Origin of the sequence: Geodermatophilus sp. FMUSA9-8 (assembly GCF_037034165.1) — a bacterium.
In the GTDB taxonomy this organism is placed as follows: domain Bacteria; phylum Actinomycetota; class Actinomycetes; order Mycobacteriales; family Geodermatophilaceae; genus Geodermatophilus; species Geodermatophilus nigrescens.
On sequence record NZ_JBAGKE010000005.1, the window covers coordinates 295,065 to 307,875 of the forward strand.

Genomic DNA, 12,811 nt, shown 5'->3' on the forward strand with positions numbered 1-12,811 from the left:
CTCCACTGTGGCGGAGTTCGCACCTACAGTGGTTCCGGCGGTCGGGGGACACGCCAGAGAACCGGACTCTGACCGAGAGTGAGCAATGGGCCGCCACGCCGACACGACCGCGCAGCGCCGCGCGACCCGTCCCGCACCCCTCGCGATCGGCGCGGCACTCCTGGTCCTGGCCCTGGTGGCCGGCGGGCTGGTGTGGTGGCTGTCCTCCGGCTCGGACGCCGGCGCCGACTGCGACGAGACCCGCACCGTCCGGGTCACCGTGGCGCCGGAGATGGGCGTGGTCGCCCAGGGCCTGCTCGACGAGAGCCAGGACCTCGGCGGCGGCACGTGCGCGCTGGCCGAGGTGACCGCGCAGGAGCCGCTGCAGACCGTCGGCGACCTCACCGCACTGGAGGGCAGCGCCCTGCCGCAGGTGTGGGTGCCCGACAGCTCGCTGTGGGCCGTCCGCGCCGGTGACGACGCGGGCCTGGACCCCTCCGGCTCGATGGCCCGCTCGCCCGTCGTCCTCGGCACCAGCCGCGCCGCCGCCGACCAGCTCGGCTGGAGCACCCAGCCGCCGGGCTGGCAGGCCGCGCTCAGCGGCGAGCGCCCGGTCGCCGTCCCCGACCTCGCCACCAGCGCCGAGGGCGTGGCCGCGCTGGCCGCCGTCCAGACCGCCCTCGGCGGCGGCGACCAGGCCGACAACGCCGTCGTGCAGGCGGTGCTCGCCGCCCGCCGCGGGCCGGCCGTCACGCCCGCCGACGCGCTGACCGCCGCGGCCGCCGACGACGCCGGGGCCCCGCTGGTGCCGGTGAGCGAGCAGGAGGTCATCTCGCTCAACCGCGCGACGCCGGACTCCGCGCTCGTGGCCGTCTACCCGGCGGAGGGCTCGCCGCAGCTGGACTACCCGGTGCTGCGGGTCGGCAGCGCCTCCGACGAGGACCGCGCCGCCGTCGACGCCGTCATCCGCACGCTGACCTCCGAGGCCGCGCGCACCGCCGTCCTCGACGCCGGCTTCCGCGACGCCGAGGGCAACCCGCCGACCGAGCCCGGCCCGGGCGTGCAGGAGCAGGCGCCCCAGGCGCTGGACGTCGACACCGAGCAGGTGCAGGGGCTGCTCGACGAGCTGGCCCGGCTCGCGGCGCCGTCGCGGCTGCTGACCGTCTTCGACGTCTCGCAGTCGATGGAGGCGCCCGCCGGCGACGGCACCCGCGCCACCCTGGCCCGCGACGCGGCCCGCAGCGCGCTGTCCCTGATCCCGGGCACCTCCTCGATCGGCCTGTGGTTCTTCGCCTACCAGCTGCAGGGCGAGCAGGACTGGGTCGAGCTGGAGCCGATCCGGGGCCTGCAGGAGGAGGTCGGGGGCAGCACCCAGCGCGACCTGCTCGACGCCGCGCTCGACACCATCCCCGAGCGGCTCTCCCGCGGCGGCACGGGCCTGTTCGACACCACGCTGGGCGCCGTCCGGGCCGCGCGCGAGCAGTACGACCCCGAGGCCGTGAGCAGCGTCGTGATCGTCACCGACGGCACGAACGAGGACAGCACGGGCATCGGCCTGGACCAGCTGCTGCAGACGCTGCAGGACGAGGCCGACCCGTCGCGGCCGGTGAAGGCCATCGGCGTCGCGCTCGGCCCGGACGCCGACATCGCGGCCCTGGAGCAGATCGCCGCGGCCACCGGGGGCGCGGCCTACTCCGCCGTCGACCCGACCGACCTGCAGGACGTCCTCTTCGACGCGCTGCGCCAGCGCTGAGGGTCGTCCTCCCTCACCGCAGCGCCTCCTCCCTCACGGTGGGCGGTGAGGGAGGAGGCGCACGATCAGGTCAGCTGATCGTGGCCCCGGGCCAGCACCTGCTCCAGCGCGGCGGTGACCTCGCCGACGGTGATCCGCGCGAGGGCGGGGTCCAGCTCGGTGCCCCACGGGTCGCCGGTGCCGTCCCCGTGCCAGAGGACGACGTGCTGGGGTCGTGGCGGCGGACCCCACAGCGCCGGCGACACCGGCCCGAACAGCACCACCGACGGGCGGCGGTAGGCGGTCGCGAGGTGCGCGACGCCGGTGTCGCCGCACACGACCACCCGGGCAGCGGCGACGGTCGCGGCCAGCTCCAGCGTGGAGGTGCGCCCGGCGAGGACGGCGTCCTCCCCCAGCCCGGCGGCCTCGGCCACGGCGCGGGCCAGCTCGCGCTCGGCCGGCCCGCCGGTGACCCGCACGTCGTGGCCGGCGGCGGCCAACTCCCGGGCGACGGCGGCGAACCGCTCCGGCGGCCAGCGCCGCCCGGGGAACGCCGCACCCGGGTGCACGAGCGCCGCGCCGCGCACCGCCGGGGGCACGGGCGGGACCGCGAGGTCGAGCGCGTCCGGGTCGGCGTCCACCCCGAGGCCCTCGGACACCAGCCGGCACCAGCGCCGGACCTCGTGCTCGTCGGGGTACCACGCCGGGCCGGGGTAGCCGGGGCTGGCGAAGGTCAGCAGCCGGTCGGGGCGCAACCCCGCGACGACGACGTGCGAGGCCGGCCCCTTGCCGTGCAGGTCCACGGCGAGCTCCGGCGGCGGCCCGGGCCAGTCCAGCGGCTCGAGCTCGCGCGCGGGCAGCACCTCGTCGACGGCGTCGACCAGCCCGGCCAGCGGCGCGAGCGCGGCCGTCGTCGCCAGCACCAGCCGGTGGCCGGGCACCGCCGCCCGGATCGCGCGGATGGCCGGGACGCCGGTGAGGAGGTCGCCGAGCCCCAGCGGCCGCAGGACGACGGCGGTGGGCCTCACACCCTCGAGCGCTCGACCAGGGCGGTGGTCGAGTGGCCGTCCAGGTAGGGCAGCACGACGGCCTGCCCGCCCCACTGCCGCAGCACCGCGGCCTCGGGCAGGTCGGCGCCGGCGTAGTCGCCGCCCTTGGCCCAGACGTCGGGCCGCAGCCGGTCGAGCACCTGCGCGGGGGTGTCCTCGCCGAAGACCACGACGGCGTCGACGAACTCCAGCGCCTCGAGCACCCGCGCGCGGTCGGCGGCGGTCACCAGCGGCCGGGAGGGGCCCTTGAGCCGGCGCACCGAGTCGTCGGAGTTGATGCACACGACGAGGCAGTCGCCGAGCCCGCGGGCGGCGCGCAGCGTGGCCACGTGCCCGGCGTGCAGCAGGTCGAAGCAGCCGCCGGTGGCCACCACGGTGCCGCCCGCGCCGCGCACGCGCGCCAGGAGCGCCGAGACGCCGTCCTCCGCGACCACGTTGGGCTCGCGCACCGGGGAGGCGTCCCAGGCGGTAGCCCCGCCGGCGGCGACGAAGCGCCCGGCGAACGCGACGGCGGCGGCCACCGCCTCGCCGGTCACCGCGCCGTCGGCCAGCGCCAGGGCGGCCGCGGCGGCGAAGGAGTCGCCGGCGCCGCACGGGTCGCCGCCGGTCACGGGCACCGCGGGCACGACCATCGGCGCGCCCTCGCCGTAGGAGAGCAGCGCGCCGCGCGCGCCGAGGGTGACCACGACCGCGCCCACGCCCCAGTGCCGGATGAGCGCCTCGGCGCGGGCGCCGACCGCGGCCAGCCCGTCGCCCTCGACGCCCGGCGCGACCCGGGCGGCCTCGGCGCCGTTCGGCGTCACCAGCCGGACGCTCGGCACCGGGTCGGCGCCGCGCGGGTGCGGGTCCCAGACCACCGGCCCGCCGGCCTCGGCCAGCGCCGCCCGCACCGCCCCGTCCGACGTCGTGCCGCGGCCGTAGTCGGCGACCAGGACGGCCGCCGCGCCGCGGATGGCCTCGCGGGCCTCCTCCGGCAGCTCGCCGAGGGAGACCGCCGGCGCGCCGCTGTCGATGCGCACGACCGAGTGGTCGCCCACCCGCACGCGCTGCTTGACCGCGGTCCCGCCGGTCGCGGGCACGGCGACCAGCCGGACGCGGCCGGCCAGCAGCGCCCGCAGCCGCGCGGCGCCCTCGTCGTCGGCCAGCGGCGCGACGAGCACGACCTCCCGGCCGGTGGCCTGCGCGGCGATGACGGCGGCCAGCGCGGCGCCGCCGGGGCGCTCGCGGGTCTCGACGTCCTCGACCACCGGCACCGGTGCGTCGGGCGTCAGCCGGGTGGAGGTGCCGACCAGGTCGACGTCGAGGAGGGCGTCCCCCACGACCACCAGCGGCTTCACCGGGCGACCCCGAGCCGGCTCTGCGGCACCCGGGCGGGCTCGGCCAGCACCGCGGCGTCGAAGGCGGCGCACAGCAGGTGCAGCGCCACCAGGTGGCACTCCTGCACGGTCGCCGTCCACGGGGAGTCGATGCACACCGCCTCGTCGGAGGCCGCGGCCAGCGGGTTGGGCGCGGGGCCGGTGATCGACAGGACGGTGATGCCGCACTCGCGGGCGCGGCGCGCGGCGGCGACGGCGTTGGGCGAGCGGCCCGAGGTCGACAGGAGCACCAGGACGTCGCCGGCCCGGCCGTGCGCCTCGACCTGGCGGGCGAACAGCTCGTCGGCCGGGTAGTCGTTGGCGATCGCGGTGAGCGACGACGTCTCGGCGGTCAGGCAGATCGCGGAGAACGGCGGCCGGTCGGCGCGGTAGCGGCCCACGAGCTCGGCGGTGAGGTGCTGCGCCTGCGCGGCGCTGCCCCCGTTGCCGGCCGCCAGCAGCCGCCCGCGGGACTCGCCGCACAGCACGTCGGCCAGCAGCGCACCCCAGCGGTCGAGGGTGTCGACCGAGTCGTCGAGGCTGCGCAGGGCGTGCGTCAGCGAGGCGACGTGGTCGCGGCCGGTCAGGTGCGTGCACGAGTCGGGCGAGACGACCTCGCCGGCCGAATGCGGGGCCTCGGACAACGGGGCGGAGCTCATCGGGACGCCTCCTGGGGCGCTCATCGGACGGCCTCGACGGGACGCCGGGTGGAGAGGACCGACCGGTAGACGGCCTCGGTGTCGGCGGCCACGCGGGCCCACCGGTAGCGGGCGCGGGCCCGCCGGACGCCGGCCGCGCCGTAGGCGGCGCGCCGGGCGTCGTCGGCCAGCAGCGCGGCGAGGACCGCGCCGAGCCGGGCCGGGTCACGCGGCGGCACGAGGTCGCCGGTGACACCGTCGGCGACGGAGTCCTGCAGCCCGCCGACGGCCGTGGCCACGACCGGGCGGCCGCAGGCCATCGCCTCCAGCGGGGTGATGCCGAACGGCTCGTACCAGGGCACGGCCAGGACGACGTCGGCCGAGCGGATCCAGGCCGGGACGTCGTCGCGCGCCACCGACCCGGCGAAGACGACGCGGTCGGCGACGCCGAGGGAGCCGGCGAGCTCGCGCAGCCGGCGCACCTCCGGGTCCGCGTCGACGGCGCCGGGCGGCGGGCCGCCGACGACGACGAGCTCCGCGTCGGGCACCGCGGCCAGCGCGCGGACGGCGTCCTCCTGGCCCTTGCGCTCGACCAGCCGGCCGAGCACCAGCAGCCGCGGCCGGCCGCTGCGCGGCGCCACCGGCCCGCGCGGGGTGAAGACGGTGGTGTCGACGCCGCAGGGGACGACCGAGACGCGGTCGCGGGAGAGGCCGAGGCGGCGCAGCTCGAACACCTCGTCGCTGCAGGTGGCCACCACGTGGCCGACCGCCTCGCACAGGCCCCGCTCCAGCTCCACGCGCTGCGCCGGCGAGGTGTCGGCGTCGCCCTGGTGGCGTCGCTTGACCGAGCCGAGTGCGTGGAAGGTCTGCAGCACCGGCACGGGGGTGAGCAGGCTCCCGGCGGCCTCGACCGCGGCCAGCCCGCTCATCCAGAAGTGCGCGTGGACGACGTCGGGCGGCCGCACCGCCCAGCGCGCCCGCAGCGCCGCGGCCAGCGCGGGCATGTGCCCGAGCAGGTCGTCCTTGGGCAGCGCCTCGGCGGGGCCGGCGGTGAGGTGCGAGACGACGTAGCCGTCGTCGGTGGTCACCTCGTCGGGCAGGCCGGGGTCGTCGCGGCGGGTGTGCACGGTGACCTCGTGGCCGCGGGCGGCCAGCCCCGCCGCCAGCGCGGCGACGTGCACGTTCTGCCCGCCGGCGTCGACCCCGCCGATCGCGGCCAGCGGCGAGGCGTGCTCGCTGACCATGTCGATGCGCAGCGGCGCGCCGGGATGCCGGTGCGTCCTCATCGGGTGACCTCCTCGAGGAGCCGGTCCCAGTCGGCGAGGAAGCGGGCCAGGCCGTAGCGCTCCAGCGCGGCGGCGCGGGCCGCCTTGCCGGCCAGCCGGGCGGCGTCCTCGTCGTCCAGGTAGGTGCGGACCGCGTCCCACAGGACCTCGGGCCGGGTGGAGACGACGCCCGCGCCGGCCGGCACCGCCTCGACCACCTCGGTGGTGGCCAGCGCGACCACCGGCATGCCCAGGTGCATCGCCTCGAGCAGGGACAGCCCGAGGGAGGTCCAGCGCACCGGGTGCACGTAGACGCGCCGGCGGGCCAGCTCGGTGTGCATGGCGGCCTGCGGCGGGTCGTCGTACAGGGTGACCCGGTCGGGGTCGAGGCCGTGCCGCTCGTGCAGCCCGGACAGCCCCATGCCGAAGACGTCGACCGGCGCGGCCGCGGCGAGCCCCGGCAGCAGGTCGGCGCCGACGGTGCGGCCGCGGCGGACCGGCTCGTTGGTGACGACGGCGGCCCGCGCGAGGTCGCCGGTCCAGCGCTCGCCGGGGTCGACGATGCCGTGCTCGATCACCGTCGTCGGGGCGCGGCCGTTGTCGTAGAAGAGCCGGTTGAAGTGCGTGACGTGCGCGATCGGGATGTCGTCGCGGTCGGCCAGCGGGTGGCGGGTGTGCGGCACCGGGCCGTCCCCGGGCTCCAGGCCCGGCGCGTTGTGCTCGAGGAACACGGCGGGCAGGTCGTGCCCGGGCTCGCGGCCGAGCCACTCGCGGACCAGCTCGAGGTCGCGCACCCGCTGGAGCACGACGACGTCGACGTCCTCCTCGCGCAGCTGCTCCGGGGTCACCTCGCGGGCCGACGCCGGCCAGTCCCAGGTGCGGGCGCGGCCCAGCCCGTCGGGACTGCGCCTCCCGTCGGGGCCGTCCACGACGGGCAGCAGGTACTCGTGCCGGCCCTCGAGGAACGCGGTCGTCCAGGAGCCGTGCACGTGCCAGAGCAGGACCTTCACACGCTTCCCTTCTCGATGCGCACCTTCTCGACGGCGGCCACGACGTCGGCGGCGGTGACCGACGAGAGGCAGGGGTGGCCCGGCACCGGGCAGGCGCGGGCCCGGGTGCCGCGGCAGGGGGCGTCCTGGTCACCCAGCAGCACGGTGGGCACGCCGTAGGGCGCCCAGCGGGCGGCGGGCACGACCGGGCTGAACAGCGAGACGACGGGCGTGCCGACGGCGGCGGCGAGGTGCGCCGGGCCGGTGTTGCCGACGACGACGGCCGCCGCGCCGTCGAGCAGGGCGGCCATCTCCGGCAGCGTCGTGGCGCCGCCGAGGTCGGTGCCGCGGCTGCCGGCGACGGCGGCGGTGAGTGCCCGCTCCCCCGGCCCGCCGGTGACCAGCACCCGGTGGCCGGCGTCGGCGAGCGCCTCGACCGCCTCCGCGCAGCGCTCGGCGGGCCAGGTGCGGGCGGGCACCGAGGCGCCGGGGTGCAGGACGACGTAGCCGGGCTCGTGCGGCGGAGGCGGCAGCGGGCGGCGGACGGCGAGCCGGCCGTCGTCGCCTTCGGGCAGGTCGAACCCGGCCGCGCGGGCCAGCGACAGCGCCCGCTCGGGCTCGGGCAGGTCGACCTCGTCGTCCTGCCCGACCCGGTGGCGGACGTCGAGCAGCGAGCCGGGGTAGTCGACGCTGGTGCCGCTGATCCGCGGCACGCCGGCCGCGCGCAGCAGCAGGGCCAGCGGGAGCGGCGACTGGTGGAAGGACGTGGAGACGACGGCCTCGTCGGGGGCGAGCGCCCGCACGCGCTCGGTGAACGCGGCGAGGTCGGCGGCGTCGACCGGCGGCGGGTCGCCGAGGATCCACGGGCAGGCCCAGGTCACCACCTCGTCGACCCCGGGCAGCAGCGCCGCGGCGTCGGCCCCGGCCGGCCCGGCGAGGAACACCACCCGGTCGGCGGACGCGGCGACCGCCCGCACCAGCGGGCCCTGCAGGAGGACGTCGCCGGCGTTGTCGAGCCGGGCGACGAGGACCGTTCCGCGGCCGGCGCTCACCACTCGCCGGCCAGGACGTCGTCGACCGCGGCGGTCAGGGTCCCGGCGCGGCGGGGCGCGGCCGCGACCTCCTGCCGCCGCGTCACCGGCGTCGGGACCATGATCCCGGACGCGCCGACCGCCGCGGCGGCCTCGACGTCGGCGCCGATGTCGCCGATCACCACCGTGCGCGCGGGCTCGACGCCGAGCTCGGCGCAGGCCGCCTCCACCATCCCCGGGGCGGGCTTGCGGCAGCTGCAGCCGTCGTCGGGGCCGTGCGGGCAGACCTGCACGGTCTCGAACGGGCCGAGCAGCTCCTCCAGGCGCGCCATGCAGGCGTCGACCTGCTCGCGCGTGATGATCCCGCGGGCGACGCCGGACTGGTTGCTCACGACCCCCACCCGGACGCCGCGGGCGCGCAGGGCGTCGAGGGCCTCCCGCGCGCCGTCGACCGGGCGGACCCACGCGGGGTCGCCGTTGTAGGGGAAGTCGTGCACGAGGGTGCCGTCGCGGTCGAACAGGACCAGGTCGGGCAGGCCGCGCCACGGCGCGACCCGCCGGTGCCGCACGACGCCGCGCAGCCAGTGCCAGGTGGCCAGCGGCGGGATGGCGGCGCTGGTCAGCGCCATCGTGGTGACCTCCGCGCGGTCGCGCGGGCCGGGCGCGATGCGCGCCCAGGCGAACTCCGCGGTGCCGGCGGCCCAGGCCAGTGCCGCGGCGGCCGCCGCGCGGGGACGGCGGGCGGCGGACAGCCCGACGGCGGCGAGCGCCGCGGCGGTGACCGCGAGGTGCTGCGGACGGCGGCCGAGCGCCGCGTCGGCCCGCTCCCGCCAGTCCGGGCCGTGCAGGCGGCGCATGAGGACGTCGTCGGCGTTGCCGGCCTGCACCCGCACGCTCACCCAGCGGTCGACCGGGCGCACGGGGTGGGTGATCCAGCGCTCACCGCGCACCAGCCGGGCGCCGGTGTCCATCACCCGCAGCGCGAGGTCGGAGTCCTCGCGGAACGCGCGGGGGAAGCGCTCGTCGAACCCGCCGACGGCGGCCAGCGCGGCGCGGCGGTAGGCGAGGTCGGCGGTGATCCAGGAGCTGGTGGCCAGGCCCGCGGTGCCGCGCTCCCAGTCGGTGGGCCGGCGGTCCCCCGGCAGGGGCACCCGCACCCGGCCCTGGCTGCCGGCGACGTCGGCGGGCAGGCCGGCCAGGTCGGCGTCGAGCCGGGCGTACCAGTCGGCGTCGGGGACGACGTCGTCGTCGAGGAAGGCGATCCACTCGGTGCGCGCGGTGCGCCAGCCGAGGTTGCGGGCGCGGGCGGGACCGCCGCCGCCGGTGCGGACCACGCGGACCGGCGGCAGGCCGGGCCGGTCGACGTCGAGCGGCGGGCCGCCGGGGCGGTCGTCGACCACCACCAGGGCGGCCGGACGCGGCCCCTCGGCGGTGGCGAGCACGTCGAGCAGCACACCCAGCGACGGCCGGCCGATGGTCGGCACGACGACGGTGCAGCTCACGGGCATGATCGCGCCCTGCCCGGGCGCGGCGGCCCGCAAACACTACGGGCTTGAAGTGCCTCCGGAAGAGCTGGAACGGCCCCTCCGCAGGGGCCCGCCGCGAGCCTGCGAGCGGTGGGGGGCGGAGGGGTCCTTCGTCAGCGGCGTATGCGGGTGGCCGCGGACACCCGGGCGAGGGCGTCGGTGACGACGGGCGCCTCGTCACCCAGGAGGATGAGCAGGCGGGCGACCAGGTCGTCGTGGAGCACCGCGGCGGCCCGGACGCGCTCCCGGCCGGCCTCGGTGAGCCGGGCGTGCAGCAGCCGCCGGTCGCCCGGGCGGCGCTCGCGGACCACCAGGCCCTGGTCGACGAGCCGGCCCACCGTGCTGGTGACGCCGGCCCGCGACAGCCCCAGCGCCTCGGCCACCTCGCCCATCGTGGCCCGCTCCCCCGGCGCCTCGGCGATCCGGCGCAGCGCCTCGAAGCCGGTCAGCGAGAGGTCGTGCTCGCGGTGCAGCGCGGAGTCGACCCGGTGGGTGATCTGGTCGTGCACCTGCACGATGCGCAGCCACGTCTCGGCCGCGCGGGGCTGCGCCCCGGCCAGCGCCGCGGGGTCGGCCGGGATCCCGGGGGCGAGCACGTCCTCGGAGCGCATCGCCCCATCGTCGCCGATGACGGCCTCAGGCGCTCCCGGGCGGGCCGGACGGCACCGTCTGCTCGCGGCGCCCCGCGGCGACGAGCACGAGGCCGGTCGCGGTGACCACGAGCGCCAGCCCGGCCGCGACCAGCGGGACGGGCACCGGGTCGCGGTCGACCGGGGCCGCCGCCGCGGCCACCCGCAGCTGCACCTCGGCGACCGTCTCGGACTCCGCGCCGACCAGCGCCAGCGTCGTGGCCCCGGCGGCCGCGCCGCCCGGGATGCGCACCGTGGCGAGCACCTGGCCGTCGGGCCCGGCCGGGACGGCGGTGAGCTCGGTGCCGTCGGCCAACCGCACCCGGACCACCTCGCCGGGGGTGAACCCGGCGCCGGTGAGGGTGACCGCGTCGCCGGCGGCCACCAGGGCCGACGACGCCACGACGGCGCCGCCGGGCGACACCCCGCCGTCGACCGGGGAGCCGGGGGCCGGCTCCGGCCCGGGTAGGCCGGGGACCGGCAGCACGTCGGGCGCGGCGCCCGCCGGCGCCGAGGGGGTCGCCGGCTCCTCCGCCGGTCCCCCGCCGGGCGTCGTCGGCTCCCCCGGCGACGACGGCGCGGCCGTCGCGGGGGGCGCGGGGGACGGGGGCGGGACGTCGCCCGCGCCGGGCGGGGCGGCGATCGCCGCGCAGTCCTCCTCGGAGGGCCGGGTGAAGACGAAGCCGTCGAGCTCGTCGGTGTAGGCGGTGCCGGAGTCGTCGAGCGCGGTGTACTCCAGCCGGCTGTCGACCACCTCGCCCCAGGCGACGTCGCCGGTGCGCAGGACGACGGTCTCGCCGGCCGCGACCTCCGCGGAGTCCTCGCCGGCGGGCCGGCGGGTGGTGGCCAGCGTGACGGCGTAGGCGACGGTGCCCGCGGTCACCTCGACCACGACCCCGCCGGGCCGGCAGCTGGGCCCGTGCGTCACGCGCGCGTCGGGCCGGGCCGGGTCGTCGACGGCGGCGGCGGGGGCGGCCAGGACCACCCCGCCGGCCAGCAGTCCGGCGACGGAGAACAGCAGAGCGAGCCCTGTCGCGGTGACAGGGCGGGGAGCGTGCCTCGGCCTGTGCCTGGGCAGGGTCCCGACCGGCACGGTGTCCCCCTCGAGCGGTCGTGCACGTCACCGGCGGTGGTTCCACCGGGGGCGCTCGCCCATTCTGCGGCCCGTGACCCGATGTGGACGATGGGTTCACGGCGCGTCGTCAGGTCCTGACGGCGTGTCGCGGTTCGGGCGTGTCGCGGACCCCGGCCGGGGTCGGTGAGGCGGGTCACTACGGTGGCCGCGTGGACTCAGCAGCCGGGACCGGTCGCCGCCGCCAGAACGAGGTCTACCGGGCCGGCGTGTACGGCCGGACGCCGCGCGTGCCCACCACCGCGGTGCCGCTGCAGCGCCGGGCGAAGGCCCGCCTGACCGCCCGCGCGTACGCCTACGTGGCCGGCGGCGCGGGCGAGGAGAACACGCAGCGCGCCAACCGCGCCGCGTTCGACCGCTGGGCCGTCGTCCCCCGGGTGCTGCGCGACGTCAGCGCCCGCGACACCTCCGTCGAGCTGTTCGGCCGGCGCCTGCCCGCACCGCTGCTGCTCGGCCCCGTCGGCGCGCTGGAGCTGGTGCACCGGGAGGCCGACCTCGCGGTGGCCCGCGCGGCGGCGTCGCTGGGCGTGCCGTTCGTCTTCTCCAACCAGGCGTCGGTGCCCATGGAGACCTGCGCGGAGGCGATGGGGGACGCGCCGCGCTGGTTCCAGCTGTACTGGTCCACCTCCGACGAGCTGGTGGAGAGCCTGGTCGGGCGCGCCGAGGCGGCCGGCTGCGAGGCGCTGGTCGTCACCCTCGACACCACGATGCTCGGCTGGCGCCCGCGCGACCTCGACCTCGGCCACCTGCCCTTCGCGCTCGGCAAGGGCATCGCGCAGTACACCTCCGACCCGGTCTTCCGGCGGCTGGCCGAGCAGCGGGTGGCCGAGGCCGGTGACGCCGCGCCCGCGCAGGCCGCCGACGCCGCCGGCCGCGACCGCCAGCCCCGGCCGACGCTCGCCGCGGTGCTGGCGATGGTCGGCATGGCCCGCGCGTGGCCGGGGCCGCTGCGGGAGAACCTGCGCTCGCCGCTGCCGCGGGCCGCCGTCGAGACCTTCCAGGGCATCTACTCGCGGCCCTCGATCACCTGGGCCGACCTCGCGTGGCTGCGCGCCCGCACCCGGCTGCCGATCCTGCTCAAGGGCGTCCTGCACCCCGACGACGCCCGGCGCGCGCTCGACGAGGGCGTCGACGGCGTGGTGGTGAGCACGCACGGCGGCCGGCAGGTCGACCGGTCGATCTCCGCGCTGGACGCACTGCCCGACGTCGTGGCCGCCGTCGGCGACCGGGCGCCGGTGCTGCTCGACAGCGGCATCCGCAGCGGCGCCGACGTGCTCGTCGCCGTGGCGCTCGGCGCCCGGGCGGTGCTGCTCGGCCGGCCCTACGCGTGGGGCCTCGGGCTCGCCGGCGAGGAGGGCGTGCGCCAGGTCGTCTCCGACGTCCTCGGCGAGTTCGACCTCTCCCTCGGCCTGACCGGCCACACCTCGGTGGCCGGGCTGACCCCCGAGGTCCTGCGCCGCATCCCCTGACCCGGCCGTCGCCGAGG

Annotated in this window: 11 protein-coding genes; 2 read left to right on the forward strand and 9 right to left on the reverse strand. The window is 78.5% G+C overall.

What is annotated here, in order from left to right:
- Nucleotides 1-85 precede the first annotated feature (85 nt).
- Nucleotides 86-1,732, forward strand: coding sequence for a VWA domain-containing protein (locus tag WA616_RS13180; RefSeq protein ID WP_336030407.1), 1,647 nt, complete (start codon nt 86-88; stop codon nt 1,730-1,732).
- Nucleotides 1,733-1,797: 65 nt separating this feature from the next.
- Here the strand turns inward: WA616_RS13180 and WA616_RS13185 are convergent, their stop codons facing one another.
- The 9 genes from WA616_RS13185 to WA616_RS13225 form a co-directional block, all read right to left on the reverse strand.
- On the reverse strand, nt 1,798-2,739 hold the full coding sequence (locus tag WA616_RS13185; RefSeq protein WP_336030408.1) for a glycosyltransferase family 9 protein: 942 nt from the start codon (nt 2,737-2,739) through the stop codon (nt 1,798-1,800).
- Entirely contained in the window at nt 2,736-4,097 is a 1,362-nt protein-coding gene (gene rfaE2 / locus WA616_RS13190; RefSeq protein ID WP_336030410.1) for a D-glycero-beta-D-manno-heptose 1-phosphate adenylyltransferase, read from the reverse strand. The genes WA616_RS13185 and rfaE2 overlap by 4 nt, the downstream gene beginning before the upstream one ends.
- Nucleotides 4,094-4,774: a D-sedoheptulose-7-phosphate isomerase gene (locus tag WA616_RS13195; RefSeq protein ID WP_073418062.1), complete on the reverse strand. Its 681-nt coding sequence runs from the start codon at nt 4,772-4,774 to the stop codon at nt 4,094-4,096. The genes rfaE2 and WA616_RS13195 overlap by 4 nt, the downstream gene beginning before the upstream one ends.
- A 20-nt stretch (nt 4,775-4,794) precedes the next feature.
- The gene (locus WA616_RS13200; protein ID WP_083628146.1) at nt 4,795-6,039 is read right to left on the reverse strand and encodes a glycosyltransferase; all 1,245 of its coding nucleotides are present in this window, start codon (nt 6,037-6,039) and stop codon (nt 4,795-4,797) included.
- The gene (locus tag WA616_RS13205) at nt 6,036-7,028 is read right to left on the reverse strand and encodes a glycosyltransferase (RefSeq protein ID WP_336030414.1); all 993 of its coding nucleotides are present in this window, start codon (nt 7,026-7,028) and stop codon (nt 6,036-6,038) included. The genes WA616_RS13200 and WA616_RS13205 overlap by 4 nt, the downstream gene beginning before the upstream one ends.
- Nucleotides 7,025-8,059 (reverse strand): glycosyltransferase family 9 protein, encoded by a 1,035-nt coding sequence (locus tag WA616_RS13210; protein ID WP_336030416.1) that lies wholly within the window; start codon nt 8,057-8,059, stop codon nt 7,025-7,027. Before WA616_RS13210 ends, WA616_RS13205 begins: the two co-directional genes overlap by 4 nt.
- Nucleotides 8,056-9,546 carry an HAD-IIIA family hydrolase gene (locus WA616_RS13215; protein WP_336030418.1) on the reverse strand — a complete coding sequence of 497 codons (1,491 nt, stop codon included), beginning with the start codon at nt 9,544-9,546 and terminating at the stop codon, nt 8,056-8,058. Before WA616_RS13215 ends, WA616_RS13210 begins: the two co-directional genes overlap by 4 nt.
- 131 nt (nt 9,547-9,677) lie before the next feature.
- The gene (locus WA616_RS13220) at nt 9,678-10,175 is read right to left on the reverse strand and encodes a MarR family winged helix-turn-helix transcriptional regulator (protein WP_073418059.1); all 498 of its coding nucleotides are present in this window, start codon (nt 10,173-10,175) and stop codon (nt 9,678-9,680) included.
- A gap of 25 nt (nt 10,176-10,200) precedes the next feature.
- The gene (locus WA616_RS13225; protein ID WP_336030420.1) at nt 10,201-11,178 is read right to left on the reverse strand and encodes a hypothetical protein; all 978 of its coding nucleotides are present in this window, start codon (nt 11,176-11,178) and stop codon (nt 10,201-10,203) included.
- A 299-nt stretch (nt 11,179-11,477) separates the two neighbouring features.
- On the opposite strand from WA616_RS13225, the gene WA616_RS13230 reads away from it, so the two are divergent.
- Entirely contained in the window at nt 11,478-12,794 is a 1,317-nt protein-coding gene (locus WA616_RS13230; protein WP_336030422.1) for an alpha-hydroxy-acid oxidizing protein, read from the forward strand.
- The last annotated feature ends 17 nt before the right edge of the window (nt 12,795-12,811 follow it).